This is a genomic window from Parapedobacter soli (assembly GCF_025460835.1).
Taxonomy (GTDB): Bacteria; Bacteroidota; Bacteroidia; order Sphingobacteriales; family Sphingobacteriaceae; genus Parapedobacter; species Parapedobacter soli.
On sequence record NZ_JAMXAY010000011.1, the window covers coordinates 79,767 to 102,803 of the forward strand.

Here is a 23,037-nt window from a genome sequence, read left to right on the forward strand (position 1 = left end):
GGCGCTTGGAAGTCCCCTTCCGAGACAGCAATAATATGAAGTACAAACGCATCCTACTCAAACTCAGCGGCGAAGCCCTCATGGGCGACCAGCAATACGGTATCGACATCAACCGTGTAGCCCAATACGCCAAAGACATCAAAGACATCCACAGCAAGGGAATGGAAATTGCCATCGTCATCGGCGGTGGCAACATCTACCGCGGGCTGAGTGCAGAAAAGGCTGGGATGGACCGTGTGCAGGCCGATTACATGGGTATGCTCGCAACGGTAATCAACAGCATGGCGTTGCAGGATGCCCTTGAGAAGCTGGAAATCAAGACACGCCTGCTCACAGCTATCAAGATGGAGCAGATATGCGAACCGTTTATCCGCAGGCGAGCGGTGCGGCACCTCGAAAAGGGCCGGGTGGTTATCTTCGGTGCCGGCACGGGCAACCCGTACTTCACTACCGATACCGCGGCATCACTGCGTGCCATCGAAATCAATGCAGACGTAGTACTCAAAGGGACCCGGGTGGACGGCATCTACACCGCCGACCCGCTAAAAGACACGTCTGCCACACGGTTCGACGAAATCACGTTCCAAGATGTGTACAACCGTGGCCTCAGCGTGATGGATATGACCGCATTCACCCTATGCCAGGAAAACAAGTTGCCCATCATCGTATTTGACATGAACAAACCTGGAAACTTGGCGCGCTTGGCCAACGGCGAACATATCGGCACATTAGTACGAGAATAGTTATCTTTGACCAACCCATAATAAACGCATAATCATGGACGAACTGATATCCTTACAACTGGAAGACAGCACCGAACAGATGACCAAAGCGGTCGCACATACTGAATTGGAGCTCACCAAAATCCGGGCAGGCAAAGCCATGCCTTCGATGCTCGATGGCATCTTCGTAGATTACTACGGCACGGCCACGCCCCTGGCACAGGTAAGTAACATCAACACGCCCGATGCGCGTACATTGGTGATACAACCATGGGAAAAAACCATGCTCGCTCCCATCGAAAAGGCAATCCTCGATGCCAACATCGGTTTGACGCCACAAAACGATGGTAGCATCATCCGGCTTAACATCCCACCACTCACCGAGGAGCGCCGCCGCGATTTGGTAAAGAAAGTAAAGGAAGAAGCCGAAAAAGGCCGCGTAGCCGTGCGCAACATCCGCAAAGACGCCAACGACACCATCAAGAAGCTGAAGGCCGATGGCGTATCGGAAGACGAGATCAAAGCCGGTGAGGCCGAAGTGCAGAAACTGACCGATAAATTCATCGCCAAGGTAGATCAACTTGCCGATGCGAAGGAAAAAGACATCATGACGGTTTAACGGCCGTTATTAGCGTGAAAATCTAATATTTACTTATTGTGGCCAGCTCTGGGTATGCGAGGGCGCTGCCCGTTGTACTCGGGGTTGCGCGTTCCGTACTCCGGTTCGGGCTAATCCATGTAGGGGTTAGGCAAATCCATGTAGGGTTTGCCCGAATGTGTGTAGGGGTTGCGCGTTCCGTACTCCGGTTTGGGCGAATCCATGTAGGGGTTGCCCGAATGTGTGTAGGGGTTGCGCGTTCCGTACTCCGGTTTGGGCAAATCCATGTAGGGGTTGCCCGAATGTGTGTAGGGGTTGCGCGTTCCGTACTCCGGTTTGGGCAAATCCATGTAGGGGTTGCCCTAATGTGTGTAGGGGTTGCGCGTTCCGTACTCCGGTTTGGGCAAATCCATGTAGGGGTTGCCCGAATGTGTGTAGGGGTTGCGCGTTCCGTACTCCGGTTTGGGCAAATCCATGTAGGGGTTGCCCTAATGTGTGTAGGGGTTGCGCGTTCCGTACTCCGGTTTGGGCAAATCCATGTAGGGGTTGCCCGAATGTGTGTAGGGGTTGCGCGTTCCGTACTCCGGTTTGGGCAAATCCATGTAGGGGTTGCCCTAATGTGTGTAGGGGTTGCGCGTTCCGTACTCCGGTTTGGGCAAATCCATGTAGGGGTTGCCCGAATGTGTGTAGGGGTTGCGCGTTCCGTACTCCGGTTTGGGCAAATCCATGTAGGGGTTGCCCTAATGTGTGTAGGGGTTGCGCGTTCCGTACTCCGGTTTGGGCAAATCCATGTAGGGGTTGCCCGAATGTGTGTAGGGGTTGCGCGTTCCGTACTCCGGTTTGGGCAAATCCATGTAGGGGTTGCCCTAATGTGTGTAGGGGTTGCGCGTTCCGTACTCCGGTTTGGGCAAATCCATGTAGGGGTTGCCCTAATGTGTGTAGGGGTTGCGCGTTCCGTACTCCGGTTTGGGCAAATCCATGTAGGGGTTGCCCTAATGTGTGTAGGGGTTGCGCGTTCCGTACTCCGGTTTGGACTAATCCATGTAGGGGTTAGGCAAATCCATGTAGGGGTTGCCCGAATGTGTGTAGGGGTTACGCGTTCCGTACTCCGGTTTGGACTAATCCATGTAGGGTTTGCTCGAATGTATGTAGGGGTTGTGCGTTCCGTACTCCGGTTTGGGCGAATCCATGTAGGGGTTGCCCGAATGTGTGTAGGGTTTAGGCTGTCCCCTATCTGGTTTACCCCGATACATACCCCCACCATGCAACTTTGTCATTATAATCAACCAAATCACGCGACGGACTTGCAGGCAAAAAATGGAATTTTTATATTCGTAACGGTCAAATAACGCCATATCGTCAGCGAAAAGCTTTCGGTATGTTTTTTGACCNCCCTATCTGGTTTACCCCGATACATACCCCCACCATGCAACTTTGTCATTATAATCAACCAAATCACGCGACGGACTTGCAGGCAAAAAATGGAATTTTTATATTCGTAACGGTCAAATAACGCCATATCGTCAGCGAAAAGCTTTCGGTATGTTTTTTGACCAACTGGCTAGAAAGCAAGTAAATAAAAAGGCTTCCCGATGGGCAAAGCAGCATTGGGACGAGCAAACAGCAGACAAAAACAAAAGATATTATGATAAGTTATTGGATTATTTTCGGTGGTATCATGCTCGTAAGCATGATCGTACAGTGGCGTTTCAAGAGCAAGTTCAAAAAATATTCCGAAACACCGCTGAGCAGTGGGATGACGGGAAGGGATGTAGCGGAAAAAATGCTGCACGACCACGGCATTTACGACGTACAGATTATTTCGGCACAAGGCCGGTTGAGCGACCACTACAACCCGGCCAACCGAACGGTAAATCTGAGTCCTGAAGTGTATAGCGGCCGCAGCGTCGCCGCAGCTGCCGTGGCTGCCCACGAATGTGGTCACGCCGTACAGCATGCCAAAGCATATTCGTGGTTGCAATTCCGCTCGGCAATGGTGCCTATCGTGAGTGTCGCATCAAACCTGGTTACCTGGGTACTGATGATCGGTATACTCTTGATGGCATTCTCCGGCAACCCCTACGTGCTCGCCGTGGGTGTAGCCGCATTGGCAATCACCACGTTGTTTTCCTTTGTGACATTACCCGTAGAGTTCGACGCGTCAAAGCGCGCATTGGCTTGGCTCGACAATAAAAATATCACCCATAGCAGTACAGAACATGCCGGTGCTAAAGACGCCCTGTGGTGGGCAGCAATGACATACGTAGTGGCTGCTCTCTCATCGCTCGTAACATTGCTCTACTATGCTAGCATGCTGCTAGGAAGAAGGGATTAATGATTTTTCCATAGTTAGCAATAGGTTTGTTTTGTCCGCTCGGCCTCATGGGGTGAGCGGACAACTTTTTATAACAGATTTCGTACCTTTGCACTTCGTTCAATTTTATTTTTACAACTGACAATGTTTCAGAACCTACAAGATAAGCTAGACAGAGCCTTTAAAGTACTGAAAGGCCAAGGGAATATCACGGAGATCAACGTAGCGGAGACCATGAAGGAAATCCGCAAGGCATTGCTCGATGCCGACGTGAACTATAAAACCGCCAAAGCTTTCACCGACGAGGTGAAACAAAAGGCACTGGGGCAGAACGTACTTACCAGCATCTCCCCCGGTCAGTTGCTTACCAAAATCATGAACGATGAGCTGACCGAATTGATGGGCGGCTCTACCACCGAACTGGATATAAGCAATAACCCTACGGTTATCCTCATCGCAGGTCTCAACGGGGCCGGTAAAACAACCTTCTCGGGTAAGCTGGCCAAATACCTCAAAGAGAAAAAAGGGAAGAAACCGCTGCTGGTGGCAGGCGACGTATACCGACCGGCCGCGATAGACCAGCTGGAAGTGCTGGCACAACAGGTGGACGTACCGGTTTATACCGACCGCGAGCCGAAAGACCCTATCGGGATTGCCCAGGCTGGTGTGGCCGAAGCCAAACAGAAAGGATATAACGTGGTCATCGTGGATACCGCTGGCCGATTGGCCATCGATGAAGCGCTGATGAATGAAATATCTGCTGTAAAAGATGCCACACGGCCCCACGAGATCCTCTTTGTGGTGGATGCCATGACCGGCCAGGATGCCGTGAACACAGCAAAAGCCTTTAATGACCGGCTAGACTTTACAGGAGCGGTGCTCACCAAACTCGACGGTGATACCCGCGGTGGGGCGGCGTTATCCATCAAATCGGTCGTAAACAAACCCATCAAATTCATCGGTACGGGTGAGAAGATGGAAGCACTCGATGTGTTCCATCCCGACCGGATGGCTTCAAGGATACTCGGCATGGGCGACGTGGTATCGCTCGTGGAACGTGCCCAGCAGCAGTTTGACGAGAAAGAAGCCGCAGAGCTGCAGCGAAAAATACGCAAGAACAAGTTTGACTTCAACGACTTTAAGAACCAGATCCAGCAGATAAAAAAGATGGGTAACATGAAAGACCTCATGGGCATGATACCCGGTGTGGGCAAGGCCATCAAAGACGTGGAAATCGATGACGACGCGTTCAAGCCGATTGAAGCCATCATCAACTCGATGACTCCCTATGAGCGTGAAAACCCTGACATTATCGACCAGAAACGGCGGATGCGCATCGCAAAAGGGTCGGGCACGGAGCTGGTGGAAGTAAATAAGCTGATGAAGCAGTTTGGCGATATGCGTAAGGTGATGAAGCAGATGTCTAACCCTGCTGCCATGGCCCGCATGATGCGTGGTGCACCCAAGATGCCAATGGGCAGGTAAGCATCAGGGTGATGAAAACCGTTTGATTTCAACCTGTTTCTCTTCCACTTTGAGTACAAACTCAGGCCCCTCATTGATTTCGGTTGCTCTTACCACCGCATGCTGGAGGGGGGCCTCCCCGTACACATGCCTGGGCATGCTGTTGTCGAGTATACTGATTTCATAGCTGCCCGCGGGCAGGAAAAGCACATATTTACCCTGGCTATCGGTAACCGTACGCGACACATGGCCGGTGGTACTCTTTGCCGTGACCGTAAACCCACCAAGTGCCGCGTCTACGTCGTAGCTGATCCGCTCATCATATTCATACCGCACGCTCCCGGTCAACGTACCGGCCTGCTGGAGGCCGATAGATACCTGGAGCCGCCTTGAGGTAAGCTGCAAGGTAGCGCTTGGCGCATACCAGCCCTGCTGCACCGGTACGCTCACCTCCTGTGCACCATACGGAACCCGGCTATAGGCAACCTTGCCATCGCTGCCCGAAATGAAAACCGAATTGTTGATCAGTACCATCGTATTGTCAGCCGGTGAATCGCCCTCATCGAAAACACCGTTGTTGTTTGCATCCCGGTAAAGGAAGAGCGCGATATTCCCTTTTTCGGAGGCACCGGCACGGCCGCCCGAGGGCAACGACTGGTGGACACCCAACTGGATGTTTGCTGACATAAAGCCCGGATAGTAGGGTGTACTATACTGATACAGCTGACCCAAAACAAAAAATGCAGTCTTCTTGGTAGCCGCATATTGGACCCTCGCATTGCCCATCCAGTTCTGCCCCGAAAAACTGTCGTCATAGAAACCCAGCGTCCCCGCCACCTGCAAACGCTTACGCATAAAATCGTGCTGCACTGAGGCCGACGCACCTATTCGGTAAGCATCGCTACGATCCAGATACCAGTTGTTGACTGCCTCAACTAGCGAAAAACTACCGCGCTGCAGATTGGCATTGATACTGAACCAGCCGTAATTGTAAGAGAGGTTGGCCCGCAGCTGCAACTTACCGCCATCTAATACAGACGACCGCATATGCCCTCCTTCGAGCTGCAAATAGGCGAATTGCCGGTAATTCCGGCTCCGCCAATTGATGGTACTGCTCAACCGGTAAGCATGGAGTGTTTCATCCATACCCTGCTCGTATTGATGCAGCGGCGCGAGCGAAAGGTTGACGAAATCCGTCAGCTGAAAGGAGGTACCCAGCTCCGCCTGCGACACCACGAAATCATTGCGATACGACATCTGCTCACCGAAATACTTCGGCGCATAACCGTATAAGCTATATGCCGCCCAAACGTTGGCGCGGCCGATGGAGCGGTTGATGCGCTGGTTGAGCTGCAGGGCACCACGCCGTACGCCTGGATAATAGCCGGTACTGTAGTAATTGGTACTGCTTACCGTATATTGTGCTACGTGTGCATGCAGCTGGAGCCCTGCAGCAATTGCCGGCCGGTAATCATCGTGCTTATCGGTTCCGTATAGTGGCCGCGTCAGTGCCGGACCAAAATCGGCAACCAGCCTGATACGGTCTTTGAGGGCTTGCCGCAACAGGTCGAAGGTGCTCATGTACATAAAGCTTTCGCTGTTGCCAACCGGCATCCGCTCGTACACAGCGGTACCGATATACCGCTTTTTCCCGGGCACTCCCTCACCCAAGCGGGTACGGAAATAAGTGGTGAAGCCATTGCCGAAATCGGCACGGTAGTCGGAGCCGAGCAGGTCGAAAGTACGGTCTACAATGCCCACTTCGATATGCTCCGACTTCAGCGAATCGGAGAAATAAACCTTTATGCCGCGCCCGTTCACGAATGTTTCCAGGTTCTCCGAAATATTTCCCACAGTAACCCCCATATTGCCGCGTTCGTAGTTCAACCAGGTATTGTTCAGGAACGGCTGGCTGCCCCAATCGCCCCACTGGTATGCCAAGGTATTGAAACCGAGCTGGCCACCGGCCAATGGATAACTGCCCCGGGCGGACAACTGCCACGAGCGGTTCTCCGACAGCAGGTTGCGGGCAATGAATGTAGCATGGTTATACTGGTAGGCCCACAGGTTGGCCGCGGTTTGGGTAGGGTCGGTGTAGCGCCGTGTTGCCGCTGCATTCTGCACGTTGACCGATGCATTGCCGAATACATCACCATTGCTGTACATCCCGGCAACGGTCACCGTAAATCGCTCCAGCTGCATTAGTTCACGGTCGATGATATACCCGAAACCAACTGTTGTATCGGTCGATGGCGATACCTGTACCTCGGCAGTAGAATACCGGCGCGTGCCCTGCTGGCTTGGGAGCGACACCACCACCCGCACACGCTCTTGGGTATTCCCCACATTCCGCACGGCTACGCGAATAGTCAACGAATCGCCCACTTGCCGCATCAGCTCGGTGGTGCTAAGGGCGTGGAGCCATACCTGCTGTTTCGGCACGATGGCCAACATGGTCTGCACACTGGCCAGCACACGCCCCTCAGTATCCAGCCATTGCATACCAATCGGGTATTGGCCCGCTTCGGCATCGGCCGATAGCTGCAGCTTGACGGGTACATATTGCCTGCCTCCGGGGGCTACGCGCACAGTTCCACCGCCACTACCCAACACGTGGATACCGGGGGGCAGGGTGATATGAAGCCGCCCTCCTACCGAGTCGGCGGTCCGATTCACAAAAGCGGCAGTAAGTCCAACAAGCTCTCCACTTGTGCCCGAAACCAACGAGTCGGCCACAAGGCCAAAAGCCGCCTGCCGCGGATCGGCCGGCTGCTGTGCCGTAGCAGCTAAAATGGCTAACAGACTAAGCAAGCTCGTTGTTGTAAAGACGCGTATGTAGCTGTACCACATTGTAACCCTATAACGATTTATCGGGGAAGCAACTGATAGAGGACAACGGTTGTGTAGGTACCCGAGCGCGCCTTCAGCAGCCGTTCATCATTCGCCGCCGTACTGTAAACGATATTGAAAAACTGCGGTACATCACGCCCCGTATTGGTCGTGAATAACACCTGATACCCATCTGATAGGGCAACTTCGGTATAATTGCCCGACTGCGGCGGGTTGCTTCCGGGCTGGAGCCGAAGGTTAACCACCGAAACAGGTAAAGTGGCCTGTCTGTCTGTTTGCGATACCATCTCCGGCCCCACGGTTTTAACGGCAACGGCATAGCCTGTATTCGCATTCACTTTCAGGCCGTCATGGTAAGCCATCGATACGCCCCCCATGTAGTTGTTGACGTTGCCAAATTCCAGCGTGCCCTCTCGCGCTTCACCGAGCACTTCGAGGCCATACACAGGCTCCACAGAAGGTGCTCCCGTTAGGGTCTGGTTCACCTGCACCCGGTATACCACATCCTGCGAACCCAGAATATTGCCCGCGTGGTCATACAATGTGAAGGTAATAGGCACCGAATACACGATAATCTGATATGCCGCACTGTTTTTCATTTGGTCTAAATACGCCCCACCGGCCACGTGCATGGTAAAATAGAGGTGGAATTGCATGCTCCCTCCGTATGGGCTCTGGTAGCGGATGGGTACGTTGGATTGGTCAATGAGGATCGTTTCGCCCAATGCGTTGAAAGGGATGGTCGCCATGGTCGCGCCTATCTCGGCTAAAGTAGGTCGCTCGCCCCCATCGTGTGTGAATTGGAAACCCAGCTTCTCCGCTGGGAACGGAAGCCCAGATATGTTCTGTCCCGACTCGGGCCTGATCGGGCCGTTGATACGCGCCCGGATACCCCACTGGGGCTCGTTGATGTCCTGGCCCTGGTATTGGATATGAAACCGATGGCCTCCCTCCGGCGCCGTGTAGCCGGCGTAGTCGGTGATGTTGAAATACCCACCGCTGTAAACATTGAACCGCAGCTGCGCCCACCCCGCAGGCACATAGCAGCCCAGCAGGCAGCACATTGCGAATATGAGGGTCGACTTATCTTTCATGTGTAAAATCCAGTTCGGCGATTTTGACGGTGTTCCCTTCGCCATAGTTCACGATAGCCGTGGCGATATATTTCCCTGCCTCCAAGTCGCCTGGCAATGCCAGCACCTTCTGCCGCTCGTCGCCCGGCATCGAATAAAACAACTCGTCGGGAAGCACCCGCTTGGCACCCGTAGCCTGGTTGAGCAGCTCCACGCTAATCCGGCCATCGGCCCATACATCCCCATCGTTATCAAAATGCAGCACCAATACCGGCACCTCTTCGTGCTGGTATCTGAAGTTGGTGATTTCCAGATTCGGATTGAACCGGCCCGGCAGGCGCTGGTACAATTTAATTCCTGTACGCACGGCGATTCGGATATTCGCACCCTGTTGGTCTACGCCATCGCGGGGGTTGAGCTGCGTAACATACAAGATAGCCGTATGCACCGGTACGGTGTCGTTCCGGTAGTCTGCCGGGACGGTCATCTGTACATCTATTTCTTTACTTTCGCCCGGGGCGAGGGAGAAGTAGGCCTCTGGGACCGAGATCCATGCCGCACAGGACGTGGGTAATGTACCGACCTGGTACATCAGGTTATCACCATACGCATTATATTCCCAATCTTCGAACGAAACGGCGAGCTCCAGCGGGTAATCCCGGCTGGGGTTGCTCACCACCACCTTTTCCGTCTGGCTTTGCCCCGGCCCGATGGCGTAATACACCCTCGGCGGACTGATGGAGATACCCGTTTGGGCAGTGGTGCGCAAGCCACCCGTTGCCAGAAGGATAACGATGGCAACAGCTACTGTCTTGATCAATTGTTCTTTCATGGGGTAAATATTTTTCATTGGGTAAATATAACAACAATGGGGTTGTAACCCTAACGGATCACAGCCCCAATTCATGTGTTTGTATTAGTTGTTGTTATTCGCTGACGATGGTGTACACCACATTCACCGTGTATTTGGTCTGCTTATTTTGCAACAATTTGTCCATATAAGCCCCCTTGCCTGCAGCCGCATATTCCACGTCGTAGGCTTTGTCAACGACATTGGTATTATTGCTGTGGTGGAAAAGCTCTGCACCGTACTCGCCACTATTTATTTCGTTGATTTTCCGGGTATAGGCATTTACACCGGATTGTGCCAATCCCCTTACGGTTACTGTGCTACCGTCAATCGTATTGGTATTGCCGCTTTCGCCCACCAGATTGGTGGCAGAAGACTTTACGTAGATTTTATATCCACCCCCGATATTCGTTACCCGCAAGTGGCCATCGGTAGTGGTGTAGCTCACGCCGTTTTCGTAGTCTGCCGCGGTTTCATACACCAAGTTCACTTGGTCTTGGCTCACCGTCAGTGTACGGATAGGTTTCAAAATTACGTTGAGCGATACTTGTGCCGGCACACCGTTTCCCACGGGGCCCACCTGGCTTCCGGTTACCCCGGTTGTCTGTGCGTTTGCTACGCCTGCGACGGTACCACCCACCGCAACCAATGCTGCTAGAACTACTTTCTTCATTTGATTTTTTACGCTGCTTTTCATGATGTTGTTATAAATAATATACTTTCTGTTTTTTCCTTTTTTCCTCTATTCCTTAAAGGACACTGCAAAAGTATGGCGAGTTGAGGCGCAAAAAAATATGAATAACAGCAGATGAAATATGCATTACAGCATACGTGTAGTACTTTGCTTACATTTTGTAAACAGACAGCTACAAACTGCGCTGTTTGCGAAATTCGGAAGGTCTTAATCCGGCGTTTTTCATGAAAAAAGCACTGAAATTCTGCTCCCCGCTGAAGCCCAGGGAAACACTGATTTCCTTTGCAGTTTTCTCAGTATAGACAAGCTGGCGCTTTGCCTTGGTAAGCACATAATCGGTGATGACTTCTTTGGCGGTCATGCCCAGTGCCTCTTCAGTGGCCTTCGTTAGCCGGCGGGCGGTAATGTTTAGCTGTTCCGCATAGAATTTGACTGCTTTTTCCGTCACGAAGTGTTCGGCGATAAGCTCCTTGTACTTTAACACCAGGAAATTATCGAGATCTTGCTTATAGTCTGCTACGCAGACCTGGTTGACCTTTATCGAGCCCATGATCAGTATCTGCTCCACGAGATTATGTGCCAAGTCTTTGTGCCATTGGTCGTCAATCCCATTCTTGGCTTGGTACAGCAGGTATACCATCACTTTGCCGTACGCCACCCCTTCTTCGGGCAGTGCCATATAATAGATTTGGCTATGGTCGTTGAATAGGGGGCTATGCTGCAGGAAGTGGAGATCGCGGTTAGACCGACTGAAAAAGCGCGACGAAAAAAGTAAAACATAGGTATCGTCGGTCATGTTGCGATCAAACCGCGAGACGCGGTCGGGACCAACGAACAACACCGAATAGGGCGGCAAAAGGAACTCATGTTCGTCGACAAAATGGACGGTACCTGTAGGACCGGAGAAAATAATCGTGAATGCGTCACGTCGTGACGGTTCAAACATATTGGGAAGATGTTCTTGCAGTTTCTGTACACGGTAAATGCCAAAATCAATTGTAGCCATACGGTAAAAAATAACAAAATAGCAACAATCATGCCCTACAGCATTTTTCATCATCAGCAAAAGCATTGAAAAATGGGGGACTCAGTGGACACGGATACTATAGAACACAAGCGTGCGGCTGTCGCCCGCCCGCACCATGTTTTCCCAAGAGGCATCCGGCAGTGCAGTATCTTTTTGACGATTGGCAGAAGGCTTCCGCCCCACCGCTTCGCTTCTGAGGGCGGCAAGTGAGTCGGCCGATACCCGGTCTACCGATATGCCATACATACTCGTACCGAAGTCGGCCACCTGCCGTAGATGACCATCAATCAGACTATCCGTCGGCACGATGGGTAGCGTATCCTCCGGACTACCGACCGTGCTTACCTGAATGGTTTGGATGGGTTTCAATATGATACCGACACCCACAACGCCCCGCTGCTGCGCATAGCTACACAACGCCATGGCCATGACCACCGGAAGAAGAAAAATGCATGCAAGAGCACGTGTTTTCATAGGGAGGTATTTACTTCACGCAAGGTAAAGAAATTACCGGAGTTTTCCGAACGTTAATGACATCAATATCCATTAATAATTTTTTTATCTTTGCAGGTATGGATGACCCGGCGCAGATAACCGAATTTGGCAAAGTACTCCTCATTGGGGTGGCGGGTCTTCTGTTGGTGTTATTCACCTTGCTCCTTGGCCGCATTGTATCGCCGAAGAAGCCTACTCCCGAAAAACTAAGCACCTATGAGTGTGGCGAGGAAACCATGGGCAATGCCTGGATACAGTTCAACCCTCGTTTTTACGTCATCGCACTTGTATTTCTGCTGTTCGATGTCGAACTGCTGTTTATATTCCCTTGGGCAACCGTATTTGGCCAGCCGGAGTTGATTGCAGCGGATGCCCGTTGGGGTTGGTTTGCGCTGCTAGAAATGGCTGTTTTTATAGGCATATTGATCATCGGTTTGGTATATGTATGGCGAAAGAGCGATTTGGAATGGGTAAAACCCCGACCGGTGATACCACAGGTAGATGTGGGTATACCTGTGTCGGCATACACCAAACTCAACGCACGCCAATACCACGTGCGGAAGTTTGACCCCGACAATGTAGCCCCGGCGATGGCGAAAACACCCCCTACTACCGGCGATGGGCCCAAAAAACCGGCTTTCAAGCCTGTATTCAGGAAACCTGGAACGACATCATCATGAGCATCGATAAACAACTGGAAAGCAACGGAGTGGTAGTCGCCAAATTGGATGACCTGCTTAACTGGGCACGGCTATCGTCTATGTGGCCGATGAGTTTCGGTATCGCATGCTGCGCTATTGAGATGATGGGCGCTATGGCCTCTACATACGATCTGGATCGATTCGGCGTATTCCCACGACCCTCACCGCGCCAATCTGACGTGATGATCATCGCCGGCACGGTGACTTTCAAGATGGCCGACCGTATCCGCCGCCTTTACGAACAGATGCCAGACCCGAAGTACGTCATCTCCATGGGTTCGTGTTCCAACTGTGGCGGGCCGTATTGGCAGCATGGTTACCACGTGGTAAAAGGGGTAAACCGGATCATCCCGGTAGACATCTACGTGCAGGGGTGCCCACCACGGCCTGAAGCGCTCATCGGTGCATTTCTGGAACTCCAGAAAAAAATAGAAACGGAGCATATCGTGGCCGACAAACTGGAGTCAACACAAGCATAACCTTCAATATATATTTCAATCTTCATCATGGCAAAAGATTTTTATGGCGAACTGAAATTAGGAATACTCGGTGGTGGGCAATTGGGCCGCATGCTGATCCAGGAAGCCATCAACTTCAATGTGAACATCCACGTGCTCGATCCCGACAAGAACGCACCTTGCCGCTATCTTTGCAACCATTTTTCACATGGTGCACTGGATGATTTCGACACGGTTTACAACTTTGGTAAATCGCTCGACATGGTGACCATAGAGATTGAAAAGGTAAACGTGGACGCTCTCGAAAAACTCGAAGAGGAGGGCGTGGCGGTGTATCCGCAATCGCGCGTGATACGGCTTATACAGGATAAAGGGCTGCAAAAGCAGTTCTTCAAGCAAAACGATATCCCCACAGCACCCTTCCAACTGATATCATCGAAAGAAAGCCTGGCGAATACCACCATACCGCTACCCTACATCCAAAAACTGCGCAAGGATGGTTACGATGGCCGGGGTGTGAAGAAAATCGTCAGCGAGGCTGATATTGAAACAGCTTTCGAGGCGCCGAGCCTCGTCGAGCAGTGGGTTGATTTTGAAAAGGAGTTAGCCATTATTGTATCGCGCAACGACAATGGTGACGTAGGGGTTTTCCCTTGCGTAGAGATGGAGTTCAACCCGGAAGCCAATTTGGTAGAATTTCTGATATCGCCCTCAACCCTGCCGTTCGAAATTCAGCAACAAGCAGAACTGCTCGCAAAGAAGATTGCCGAAGACCTACAGATTGTGGGGCTGTTGGCCGTTGAGCTATTCCTCACCCGCGATGGCCAGTTACTGGTCAACGAACTGGCGCCACGGCCACACAATAGCGGCCACCAAAGTATCGAAGGGAATTTCACATCACAGTTCGCACAGCATTTACGGGCTATTTTTAACCTAGCCCCGGGCAATACGGCCTCTAGGACCAACGCCGTGATGGTGAACCTGCTGGGTGAAGCCGGCCACGAAGGATTGGCCCGCTATGAAGGGATCGAAGATATTTTGGCCATGGAAGGTGTATATTTGCATCTGTATGGAAAGAAATTCACCAAGCCTTTCCGGAAGATGGGTCACGTATGCATCATCAATGAAGACCGTGAACAGGCCATACGCGTGGCCCGGGAGGTGCAGCAGACATTGAAAGTGGTGACTTGATAATTGTTAATGGTTAATTGTTAATTGTTAATGGTTAATTGTTAATGGTCAATTGTTAATTGTTAATGGTTAATGGTTAATGGTTAATGGTTAATTGTTAATGGTTAATTGTTAATTGTTAATGGTTAATTGTTAATGGTCAATTGTTAATTGTTAATGGTTAATGGTTAATGGTTAATGGTTAATTGTTAATGGTTAATTGTTAATTGTTAATGGTCAATTGTTAATGGTTAATGGTTAAAAGCGTACGGCATATAGCAAATGGAGTATAGCAACATCCCGAAAGCTCCGCGCATCGGGAAAGCAAACCGCAAACAACAAACAACGAATGGCAGCAAAAACAGCAATAGCGGAAGTAGGCATCATCATGGGCAGCAAGTCTGACCTACCGGTGATGCAGGATGCAGTAGAGGTACTGAAATTACTCGGCGCCCATGTGGAAGTGAACATTGTTTCGGCCCACCGTACACCGGACCGCATGTTTCACTATGCAAAGAATGCCGCTGCCCGGGGGTTGAAAGTAATCATTGCCGGTGCCGGCGGGGCGGCCCACCTACCCGGTATGGTAGCCTCTCTTACCCACCTGCCCGTTATCGGTGTCCCTGTAAAGTCCAGCAATTCATTGGATGGGTGGGACTCGATACTCTCCATCCTGCAGATGCCCAACGGCGTACCGGTAGCCACCGTAGCACTCAATGCCGCTAAGAATGCTGGTATCCTCGCTGCGCAGATCCTGGCCGTATCTGACGAGCAGCTTGCGCAAAACCTGTTGAATTACAAAGCGGAGCTGGCCAAGAAAGTGGAGGACAGCGCGAAAGATGTGGAGTCGATGTGAAGTAGCCGTTCCAACTCCTGCCTACTGATTTTGAAAACCGTGCCATGCCGGATACCATCGGGCATGGTGAGTTTATCCGATATTTCGCGCCAATTCACGAGGTCTTTTGATGCAATCGCACCGTAGCGATGTTCGGTATACTTGTCGAAATAGACCACCCACTCCCCATCGATGCGTATTGCTGTAGGCCCTTCCGCCCAATAGTCGCCCGTGATGGGGCCGCTGGCCGGACCATAAGGTCCTTCCAATTTATCGGCGTATGCTATCTTGAGGTTCTTCTGGGCAGGCTCGCGCGTTTCGTCTTTCAGGAACATCACCCACTGGTTGCCGCTACGTACGATGGTAGCATCGATTACGTTAAAACCGGGCTCATAGAGCAACCGTGTATCGCTGAACGTTTCGAAGTCTTCCGTGGTAACACAATACATCCGGTGGTTATAGCCATTATCGGCTTCGATCTGGGTTTCGGGGAACCGGCCGCGGATGGTCGTGGCCCAATAGATGAGATACAGGCCCCGCTCGGCATCATAAGTGATTTCCGGGGCCCAGCAGTTGCGCGCTTCGGGCTCATGCGCCATCACGGGGATATACTGTTGCTCCGACCAGTGGATCAGGTCGTCGGACCACGCATAGCCGATACCCCGATCGGTCCAGCTCACTGTCCACACCATGTGGAAGCGGCCATCTCCACCACGGATGATACAGGGATCGCGCATCAGCTTATCCTTACTCAGTTCGGGATGTAAAAATGACTCATCATTACGTAGCGCTTTCCAACGGAACCCATCCTGGCTATAAGCTAAGTGCAGGCCGTCTTCGCCGTTGCCTTTGAAGTAAGAGAATGCAAACACGCTATCCGTTGGCTGTGCGTATACCACACAAACTCCCACTATGCATATACTCAATATCGATATGCCTACTACGGCCGCAAATTTCTTGATCACCCTATCCATATACTATAGGCCCAACTAGCTAATAGATGGGATGCGGTAACCGTTATGGTATTCGGCTGCCAGTAATCTATTTGCAGCTTTATTAGTGAAGCGCTCTTTCCTGGCATCCCAGTAGACTTTCTCACCGGTACGGTATGCAATATTGCCCATTTGCGAAAAAATGGCGATATGGGCCCCTGCGGTGATGGGAGCATGGAGATCCTCCAATCTGCGCGAACGCACCACATCGATGAAATTGGCGGTATGCTTATCCAATCCGTTATCTTGGCTTTTCTGAAGCGGCACAGCCTCCATGCGGTCGCCCTCGGGGATGACTTCCCAGCCACCGCGATCGAGCACCAGTGTGCCGAAGTTGCCGATAAATGCGACACCATGGTTGCGCCCATAGGGGCCGCCATCGATGCCATTGGCATGCTCCCACTGCACGGTGAAATCGTCAAATTCGTAGACGGTGGTGAGTGTATCGGGGGTTTCGGCGGCATCATCCGGATAGGCAAACTTCCCACCGGTGGCCATGATGGATTTGGGTGTTGTTGCTTTCATACCGACCAGGGCGAAATCGAGCATGTGTACCCCCCAGTCGGTCATCAATCCTCCGGCATAATCCCAAAACCACCGGAATTCGAAGTGGAAACGGTTGGGATTGAAGGGGCGGGTTTCGGCGGGGCCCAGCCACCGCGTATAATCCACACCCTCGGGCACGGGGCTGTCGGGTTTTACGGGAATACTCTTCATCCAGCCTTGGTAGGCCCACGCTTTCACCAGCCGGATTTTGCCCAGTTTACCCGAGTGCACAAAATCGATTGCATCGCGGAAGTGCTGCTGGCTCCGCTGCCATTGCCCAACTTGCACGGCACGGCCATATTTGGCGGCAGCAGCCACCATCGCACGGCATTCGGCAATGGAATTACCCAGTGGCTTCTCCACATAGACATCTTTACCCGCCGCACAAGCATCGACCAATTGCAGACAGTGCCAATGGTCGGGCGTGCCGACGATGACCACATCCACCTCGGGATTGGCCAGCAAGTCCTCGTGTTTGCCGTATAGTGTAGGTTCAATGCCGCGGGCTTTCAGCTCCCCTGCCCGCTTATTCAGCACATTGGTATCCACATCGCAAAGCGCAACACACCGCACCCCCGGCACCTTGAGTATGGAATTGAGATTAGCCCACCCCATGCCGTTGGCACCGATGAGCCCTACACCGATGGTATCTCGATGTGGGCGGGGTATGGAAAACGCCCGTGGCCAAGCCGACGCCACACCAGCAGTAGCTGCCAACGTTGTCATTGTGCCGATGAATTTCCTTCTAGTCGTGTTCATATCTACTGTATTATACATAATTATAAAGGCGTAAACTGTTCGGCCAAGATAAGAAAATATTGGATTAGACAATCTAAATTTTATATAAAGGTGGGAATTATATATTGGTTACCGTTGCTGGGCGCGTACCCATGTTAAGGTCACAACGTATCGGATCAACGTATAAAAAAGTGCCACGCTATGATAGGCGTGGCACTGAAAATAGGTCGATTAAATGAATATTACCCTATTCTGTTTGGACATAATGAGGGTTCTGATCCAGATTGTTATTAATGCGTATCTCATTTATGGGAATCGGCATGAAATACATTTTTTCTGGGAAAGCTCTCTCTTGGATCGTCACCGGCGTATATTCGTAAACAAGGGTTTCATGGTCGGGCTGTAGTTTGCCGTATATCTCGATCCCTCCGGCGGGAACATTGAAGTCGACTTCGGCGGTCATCCACCTGCGCGCGTCGAAAAAGCGATGCCCTTCGTAGGCCAGTTCTACGCGCCGCTCATACCGGCACAGTTCGCGGAGTGCATCACCACTCGCATTATCTACATCCGATCCGGGCATACCGGCACGTTCGCGCACCATTTTAAGATATGTTTTTGCTTCTGCATCTTGTCCTAATGCGATACAAGCTTCGGCATAATTCAACAGGATTTCCGCATACCGGAAGAAAATGAAGTCTTGGTCACCGCGGAAAAACTGGGCATTGAGCGAAATATCCATGAACTTGCGCAAATAATACCCGCTGTAGGTACCGTTCCAGTTTTCGATTGGACCGTTACGTGTATCAAGTCCCCATCGGGTCTGCACGCTACTGCCATCCCAATACTCATATTGGGCGGTCTGGATAACGCCGATAGGATCGAGGCCGATCCCATTTTCACCCCGCTGTTTCCAGGGAGCGCCATTATATAGTATCGTTGCGTAGAAACGAGGGTCCCTGTTTTCATAGGGAGCAGCCTTATGTGCGGGATTAGTCCAACTGAATGTGCTGCCATCGCTCATCTGGTACGCGTCTACCATATTCTGCAACGGCACATTACCGCCCCAGTTGTTGTATCCGTTCGGTCCGTTATACAAGTCGTGGGTAGTACCTAACAACTCTCGGTCAAACACTTTACTGAAAATAGCTTCATTATTACTCTTATCGAGGAATACATTTGCGTAGTTCTCTGCCGCACTATCACCCGGCTGATACAGGCTGTAACGACCGGTTTTGATGATTTCCCATGCCGCATTCTTAGCGGCTGTCCACCGGGCTTGGCGATCGCCCCCGGTATAGCCCACCAATGCATTGCTATTGCTTGCCCCATTATACAGGTCGCTAGCGGCATATAGTAACACCCGCGACTTCAACGCATGTGCCGTTGGCTTATTGGCTATTCCACGGTCGGTTTCGTCTTTCAACAGTGCGATGGCCTTATCGATATCTTCGATGATAAAATTGACCGTTTCCTCGTAAGTTGCACGTGTTACGCTTTGTATTGCCTCATTATCATTAAGACCGAACGTTTGTGTAATAATCGGTACGCCACCGTACATTCGCAATAGGCAAAAATAATTATACGCACGCTGGAAATATACTTCGCCCGTCAACTGGTCCCGATCGCTATCGTTCGAAAAAGGCACAGTTTCTACATTTTCGAAAAACATATTGGCATTCCGGATCACTGTATAGAATTTGCCCCAATTTGCAAAATTCCACGCTGCGCCGTGCTCATCCGGCCCAATGTTGCCCTGTACCACCCGTGAGGTGTTATAATCGTGGATGAAGCGCGATTCGTCGGTAAGTGATGAGATCATCGTTTCCGAAAAACCGTGGTCCATCTGCTCATACATACGCGATACAAATGCCCTTGCGAGCGAAGGGTCTGTCCACACGTCGAGCTCACTGATTTCGGTCAATGGGCGTCGCTCCAAAAACTCCTTATTGCAACTGTTTAGCGTGGCCAACAATGATACACAGACCAATGCTGACACGATATTCTTAATTTTTTTCATCTTTTCCCGATTAAAAGTTAACACTTAGACCAACATTGTACACTTTGGTTTGCGGATAATACTGAGCCGACCCGCCTGGTATTTCGGGATCGAAAAAGTCGACTTTCGAAAAAGTAAGCAGATTCTGCCCGCTCGCAAATAAACGCAGGGAGCTCATCGCCACTTTTTTCGTAAGCGTTTGCGGCAGTGTGTACCCAATTTCAATCGTCTTCAGGCGTAGGTAATCGGTCTTCCACCACCAAAACGTATTCGCTCGGTTCGCCCAATACTCACGCTCACGGTCATAGGTGCGCGGCCAGCTTGCATCGATATTATCAGGCGTCCAGCGGTCTTCTACAAAAGCCAACGGGAAGTTACCGATCAACCCCGATTCAGTACGTACATACTGGCGTGCCCCTGCAGCGCCCTGCCACAACATGGTCAAGTCGAAATCTTTATACTCCGCCTGCAATGTGAACCCGTAGGTCCAACGCGGGAATTCCGTATAATCATAGCGGATGCGATCAAGGTCGTCAATGATTCCGTCCTCATTTACATCACGGAAGATGATATCGCCTGGCCGAGCGCCCGAAATATGGGGGTATGATTCCACGTGAGCATCATCGCGGAAGATTCCCATGGCTTCATAATACAGGGGTGCACCGAAAGTCTTGCCTGTGGAACGCTGGTAATCAGGTGCGCCTGGCGTTTCGTCCCAGAATGTCAGCTTGTTTCGTGCCCACATGGCGTTGGCCGATAAATCGAGGTACAAATCGCCGAAAATGTTCCGGTAAGAAAGTACTCCTTCCACGCCCCTGTTGGTTGATGTGCCAATATTTTCATCGGGCAGACCGAATCCAACATAAAGAGGCAATGATGCAGACCGTTGGGTAAGGATATTCGACCGGTTATTCATGAACCAATCAGCCTCCAATGCCCAGTGTCCGTTGTCGAGTTCCAATTCGATACCGACGTTGTAATTTTCGGACAGCTCCCATTGTATATTCGGGTTTGGTGTGCGGGTCTGGTTGATACCACGTGAAAGGGCATCACCGACGATGATACCTGTTGTGAATCCGAATGTACTCAAATACTGGAAGTCAGGAATCAGGTCGCTACCCAACTGTCCGTATGAACCGCGCAGCTTGAAGTGGTTGACCAATGGCACACTGTTTTTCCAGAATTCTTCTGCAGAAATGACCCAGCCGGCACCTACACCAGGGAAGAAGCCAAAGCGGTGATCTTTTGGAAAACGCTGCGAGCCATCCACGCGCCAGTTGAAATCCAATAGATATTTCTCACTGAAATTATAGGATACACGACCGAAATAGTTACGGCGTGCATTCTCATATCCTGAGCCGGTTATACTCCGTTCTAGTTCGCCACCGGCAAACATCTGGTCGATCGCCGACGACATAAAGTATTTCCGCTGCCCATTGAAACTATCACCCAGTCCCTCAATTTGCTCGATTGCCGCCAATAGATTAATATTATGATTGCCGAAGGAACGTTCATACCGGGCACTTGCGTTAATGGTAATCGCCTGATCCTGATAAAAGCTCTCAAAAAGCTCTGGCTGGGCTACGCCACGTTGCGCAGCGCTCAAAATGGGCTGGCCGTCGGCATCGAAACCATCCAAAGTATATAGGGTCCAAGGCTTAATCCAACGCTTTTGGAAGTTGAGCATCTTATCTATCCCGAAGTTTCCGTCGAGCGACAATCCTTCTACACCCGGAATCCGGAATGTAGCCCCCAGTGTACCGTTCAAGACCCATCGGTCGTGCTTATCATAACCGATTTCGTTGGTACTTGTTACCACAGGGTTATCCCCGTATTCAATATCCGGTCCCGGCAGTCCATTTGGCCACCGTGCCGCCTCGTTGGGCCGTCCGCGCATGGCTGCCCGGAAAATAGAGCCTGACGACCGTGGCGGGAAATTCCTCCCTTCCAGCCGTCCGGCCATATCCATACGGATATCCAAGTACTCCCCTATTTTAGCATCCAGATTTATCCGTGCATTCTGCTGCTTATATTTCGTGGCGCTATTGCGGTAGATACCATCTTGGAACAAGGAGCCAAGCGAACCATAGTACTTGACCTTCTCTGTACCGCCACGGATAGCCAATGAGTGTTTGTTCTGCAATGCGTAAGGACTGATCAGCTCGTCAATCCAATCCGAATTCGGATACCGCCACGGGTCGCTGCCATCGCGGAATTTTTGGATATCCTCCTCAGACCACCTCAGTGCATCTCCACCGTATTCCAAAATTTCATTCTGGAGCTGGGAATACAGTGCCGCATCGGCCATCTCCGGCAGTTTGGTAGGCGTCACGAAGCCTTGGTTGAAATTGTAGCTGATACGGGGCTCACCCGTGATACCGCGCTTAGTCGTGATGAGGATAACCCCATTTGCCGACCGCGATCCGTAAATTGCAGCCGAAGCATCTTTCAATACGGAAACACTCTCGATATCATTCGCATCCAAACGCCCCATACCTCCGCGATCGGGAATACCGTCGATAACAATCAACGGACCCGCATTATTCGCATTCAAGGTATTCCGGCCACGGATAAGGATACGGGACCCGTCGTAACCCGGCTCACCACCTTGGTTCAAAGCCATTACACCCGGAATACGGCCCACAAGCGTGTTCTCCACATTCACTACGGGTGCCTGCTTCAAATCCTCGCCTTTCACCTGTGATACGGAGCCGGTCTTGGTAACCTTCTTCTGCACACCATACCCTACCACCACGACCTCGTCCAAATCAGACATTGTTGCTTCCATCATCACATCTACCGAACTGCGGTTACTTACAGGCTCCTCCATGGTCGTATGTCCAACCATGGTAAACACCAGTACGGCATCACTCGGCACGTTCTCCAACACGAAGCGACCCTCCTCGTCAGTACTTACCCCCCGGCCGGTTCCTTTTACTGCAACACTGACACCGAGAAGCGGTGCACCATCCAATGATGACCTGACGATACCGCGGACCGTCAACTGCTGCTGCGGTGCGTAGTATGGACTTTCCATACCCGCAGCCGCCATCGGTGAGAGGGTGTGCCCCGTGGCCGGCAAATCCATACCGATACCGCAGACCACCATCCCGCCAATTACTGCTTTGATAGTTTGTTTGAAATTCATATAATTTGGTTTTTAATGATGAACTAGTTAACACTCACCACCCCTATCTAATGTCAATACAACACTTAACAAATAGTATATCTTCTATCCCTATTTATACATAGATAATTGCGAGAACTCTCTGCTCTCCCTAGGTAGCTTTGCTATTTAAATAATCTTTGAACGCACTTGGACTTTGTCATAATAGTTTTAATAATTCGTGGTTCGTAATCTAATACAAGTATAATTGAATAGTTTCAAAATGTCAAACAAACATTTTAAATAATTTATGTATCTTTTAATAAAACACTGTTAATAAGCACATTAATTTGAATCAAAAATACACTAGTGTCCCATTAAAATTGGGACGTTTTAAAAATTAAATAA

The 23,037-nt window shown here is 51.1% G+C and carries 20 protein-coding genes; 8 read left to right on the plus strand and 12 right to left on the minus strand.

The features are described 5' to 3' along the window. Window positions 1–35: 35 nt before the first annotated feature. Window positions 36–743: a UMP kinase gene (gene pyrH, locus NGM62_RS07015; RefSeq protein WP_262246793.1), complete on the plus strand. Its 708-nt coding sequence runs from the start codon at window positions 36–38 to the stop codon at window positions 741–743. A 34-nt stretch (window positions 744–777) separates the two neighbouring features. After that, window positions 778–1,341, plus strand: coding sequence for a ribosome recycling factor (gene frr, locus NGM62_RS07020; RefSeq protein ID WP_262246794.1), 564 nt, complete (start codon window positions 778–780; stop codon window positions 1,339–1,341). A 110-nt stretch (window positions 1,342–1,451) separates the two neighbouring features. Here the strand turns inward: frr and NGM62_RS07025 are convergent, their stop codons facing one another. Together NGM62_RS07025 and NGM62_RS07030 are read right to left on the minus strand one after the other, a co-directional pair. Then, the gene (locus NGM62_RS07025; protein WP_262246795.1) at window positions 1,452–1,670 is read right to left on the minus strand and encodes a hypothetical protein; all 219 of its coding nucleotides are present in this window, start codon (window positions 1,668–1,670) and stop codon (window positions 1,452–1,454) included. 768 nt (window positions 1,671–2,438) lie between these two features. Beyond that, on the minus strand, window positions 2,439–2,597 hold the full coding sequence (locus tag NGM62_RS07030) for a hypothetical protein (RefSeq protein ID WP_262246796.1): 159 nt from the start codon (window positions 2,595–2,597) through the stop codon (window positions 2,439–2,441). Between the two features lie 368 nt (window positions 2,598–2,965). Here NGM62_RS07030 and NGM62_RS07035 point away from each other — a divergent pair, with 368 nt between their 5' ends. Together NGM62_RS07035 and ffh are read left to right on the plus strand one after the other, a co-directional pair. After that, window positions 2,966–3,655 carry a zinc metallopeptidase gene (locus NGM62_RS07035; protein ID WP_262246797.1) on the plus strand — a complete coding sequence of 230 codons (690 nt, stop codon included), beginning with the start codon at window positions 2,966–2,968 and terminating at the stop codon, window positions 3,653–3,655. A 123-nt stretch (window positions 3,656–3,778) separates the two neighbouring features. Continuing rightward, complete coding sequence (ffh, locus tag NGM62_RS07040; protein ID WP_262246798.1) at window positions 3,779–5,119, plus strand: signal recognition particle protein; 1,341 nt, start codon at window positions 3,779–3,781, stop codon at window positions 5,117–5,119. 3 nt (window positions 5,120–5,122) lie between these two features. Here the strand turns inward: ffh and NGM62_RS07045 are convergent, their stop codons facing one another. From NGM62_RS07045 to NGM62_RS07070, 6 genes are all read right to left on the minus strand, one after another. After that, entirely contained in the window at window positions 5,123–7,909 is a 2,787-nt protein-coding gene (locus NGM62_RS07045) for a hypothetical protein (RefSeq protein ID WP_262246799.1), read from the minus strand. A gap of 56 nt (window positions 7,910–7,965) precedes the next feature. Then, window positions 7,966–9,042, minus strand: coding sequence for a hypothetical protein (locus NGM62_RS07050; protein WP_262246800.1), 1,077 nt, complete (start codon window positions 9,040–9,042; stop codon window positions 7,966–7,968). Beyond that, window positions 9,032–9,853 (minus strand): fimbrial biogenesis chaperone, encoded by an 822-nt coding sequence (locus tag NGM62_RS07055; protein WP_262246801.1) that lies wholly within the window; start codon window positions 9,851–9,853, stop codon window positions 9,032–9,034. Before NGM62_RS07055 ends, NGM62_RS07050 begins: the two co-directional genes overlap by 11 nt. Window positions 9,854–9,947: 94 nt before the next feature. Next, window positions 9,948–10,544 carry a hypothetical protein gene (locus tag NGM62_RS07060; RefSeq protein ID WP_262246802.1) on the minus strand — a complete coding sequence of 199 codons (597 nt, stop codon included), beginning with the start codon at window positions 10,542–10,544 and terminating at the stop codon, window positions 9,948–9,950. Window positions 10,545–10,737: 193 nt separating this feature from the next. Beyond that, a complete protein-coding gene (locus NGM62_RS07065) occupies window positions 10,738–11,571 on the minus strand; it encodes an AraC family transcriptional regulator (protein ID WP_262246803.1) in 834 nt (277 codons plus the stop codon). Between the two features lie 81 nt (window positions 11,572–11,652). Beyond that, the gene (locus tag NGM62_RS07070) at window positions 11,653–12,066 is read right to left on the minus strand and encodes a hypothetical protein (RefSeq protein ID WP_262246804.1); all 414 of its coding nucleotides are present in this window, start codon (window positions 12,064–12,066) and stop codon (window positions 11,653–11,655) included. Between the two features lie 56 nt (window positions 12,067–12,122). Here NGM62_RS07070 and NGM62_RS07075 point away from each other — a divergent pair, with 56 nt between their 5' ends. From NGM62_RS07075 to purE, 4 genes are all read left to right on the plus strand, one after another. Next, window positions 12,123–12,767 carry an NADH-quinone oxidoreductase subunit A gene (locus NGM62_RS07075; protein ID WP_262246805.1) on the plus strand — a complete coding sequence of 215 codons (645 nt, stop codon included), beginning with the start codon at window positions 12,123–12,125 and terminating at the stop codon, window positions 12,765–12,767. After that, window positions 12,764–13,267 (plus strand): NADH-quinone oxidoreductase subunit B, encoded by a 504-nt coding sequence (locus NGM62_RS07080; RefSeq protein ID WP_262246806.1) that lies wholly within the window; start codon window positions 12,764–12,766, stop codon window positions 13,265–13,267. Before NGM62_RS07075 ends, NGM62_RS07080 begins: the two co-directional genes overlap by 4 nt. A 27-nt stretch (window positions 13,268–13,294) precedes the next feature. Continuing rightward, window positions 13,295–14,437, plus strand: a complete 1,143-nt coding sequence (locus NGM62_RS07085; protein WP_262246807.1) for a 5-(carboxyamino)imidazole ribonucleotide synthase — start codon at window positions 13,295–13,297, stop codon at window positions 14,435–14,437. Window positions 14,438–14,765: 328 nt separating this feature from the next. Continuing rightward, window positions 14,766–15,272, plus strand: a complete 507-nt coding sequence (purE, locus tag NGM62_RS07090; protein ID WP_262246808.1) for a 5-(carboxyamino)imidazole ribonucleotide mutase — start codon at window positions 14,766–14,768, stop codon at window positions 15,270–15,272. Here purE and NGM62_RS07095 read toward each other — a convergent pair. From NGM62_RS07095 to NGM62_RS07110, 4 genes are all read right to left on the minus strand, one after another. Beyond that, window positions 15,212–16,225, minus strand: a complete 1,014-nt coding sequence (locus NGM62_RS07095; RefSeq protein ID WP_262246809.1) for a glycoside hydrolase family 43 protein — start codon at window positions 16,223–16,225, stop codon at window positions 15,212–15,214. The genes purE and NGM62_RS07095 overlap by 61 nt on opposite strands. Window positions 16,226–16,240: 15 nt before the next feature. Beyond that, window positions 16,241–17,548: a Gfo/Idh/MocA family protein gene (locus tag NGM62_RS07100; RefSeq protein ID WP_262246810.1), complete on the minus strand. Its 1,308-nt coding sequence runs from the start codon at window positions 17,546–17,548 to the stop codon at window positions 16,241–16,243. Between the two features lie 226 nt (window positions 17,549–17,774). Continuing rightward, window positions 17,775–19,544, minus strand: a complete 1,770-nt coding sequence (locus NGM62_RS07105; RefSeq protein ID WP_262246811.1) for a RagB/SusD family nutrient uptake outer membrane protein — start codon at window positions 19,542–19,544, stop codon at window positions 17,775–17,777. 10 nt (window positions 19,545–19,554) lie between these two features. Further along, window positions 19,555–22,671 (minus strand): SusC/RagA family TonB-linked outer membrane protein, encoded by a 3,117-nt coding sequence (locus NGM62_RS07110; RefSeq protein ID WP_262246812.1) that lies wholly within the window; start codon window positions 22,669–22,671, stop codon window positions 19,555–19,557. Between the last annotated feature and the right edge of the window lie 366 nt (window positions 22,672–23,037).

What these genes read in the sequence shown, in the direction of transcription:
- frr (WP_262246794.1), top strand. Translation starts at nt 778, where the DNA reads ATGGACGAACTGATATCCTTACAACTGGAAGACAGCACCGAACAGATG.
- pyrH (WP_262246793.1), top strand. Translation starts at nt 36, where the DNA reads ATGAAGTACAAACGCATCCTACTCAAACTCAGCGGCGAAGCCCTCATG.
- NGM62_RS07065 (WP_262246803.1), bottom strand. Translation starts at nt 11,571, where the DNA reads ATGGCTACAATTGATTTTGGCATTTACCGTGTACAGAAACTGCAAGAA.
- NGM62_RS07095 (WP_262246809.1), bottom strand. Translation starts at nt 16,225, where the DNA reads ATGGATAGGGTGATCAAGAAATTTGCGGCCGTAGTAGGCATATCGATA.
- NGM62_RS07060 (WP_262246802.1), bottom strand. Translation starts at nt 10,544, where the DNA reads ATGAAGAAAGTAGTTCTAGCAGCATTGGTTGCGGTGGGTGGTACCGTC.
- ffh (WP_262246798.1), top strand. Translation starts at nt 3,779, where the DNA reads ATGTTTCAGAACCTACAAGATAAGCTAGACAGAGCCTTTAAAGTACTG.
- NGM62_RS07050 (WP_262246800.1), bottom strand. Translation starts at nt 9,042, where the DNA reads ATGAAAGATAAGTCGACCCTCATATTCGCAATGTGCTGCCTGCTGGGC.
- NGM62_RS07080 (WP_262246806.1), top strand. Translation starts at nt 12,764, where the DNA reads ATGAGCATCGATAAACAACTGGAAAGCAACGGAGTGGTAGTCGCCAAA.
- NGM62_RS07085 (WP_262246807.1), top strand. Translation starts at nt 13,295, where the DNA reads ATGGCAAAAGATTTTTATGGCGAACTGAAATTAGGAATACTCGGTGGT.
- NGM62_RS07100 (WP_262246810.1), bottom strand. Translation starts at nt 17,548, where the DNA reads ATGAACACGACTAGAAGGAAATTCATCGGCACAATGACAACGTTGGCA.
- NGM62_RS07025 (WP_262246795.1), bottom strand. Translation starts at nt 1,670, where the DNA reads ATGGATTTGCCCAAACCGGAGTACGGAACGCGCAACCCCTACACACAT.
- NGM62_RS07105 (WP_262246811.1), bottom strand. Translation starts at nt 19,544, where the DNA reads ATGAAAAAAATTAAGAATATCGTGTCAGCATTGGTCTGTGTATCATTG.
- NGM62_RS07055 (WP_262246801.1), bottom strand. Translation starts at nt 9,853, where the DNA reads ATGAAAGAACAATTGATCAAGACAGTAGCTGTTGCCATCGTTATCCTT.
- NGM62_RS07075 (WP_262246805.1), top strand. Translation starts at nt 12,123, where the DNA reads ATGACATCAATATCCATTAATAATTTTTTTATCTTTGCAGGTATGGAT.
- purE (WP_262246808.1), top strand. Translation starts at nt 14,766, where the DNA reads ATGGCAGCAAAAACAGCAATAGCGGAAGTAGGCATCATCATGGGCAGC.
- NGM62_RS07035 (WP_262246797.1), top strand. Translation starts at nt 2,966, where the DNA reads ATGATAAGTTATTGGATTATTTTCGGTGGTATCATGCTCGTAAGCATG.
- NGM62_RS07030 (WP_262246796.1), bottom strand. Translation starts at nt 2,597, where the DNA reads ATGACAAAGTTGCATGGTGGGGGTATGTATCGGGGTAAACCAGATAGG.
- NGM62_RS07070 (WP_262246804.1), bottom strand. Translation starts at nt 12,066, where the DNA reads ATGAAAACACGTGCTCTTGCATGCATTTTTCTTCTTCCGGTGGTCATG.
- NGM62_RS07110 (WP_262246812.1), bottom strand. Translation starts at nt 22,671, where the DNA reads ATGAATTTCAAACAAACTATCAAAGCAGTAATTGGCGGGATGGTGGTC.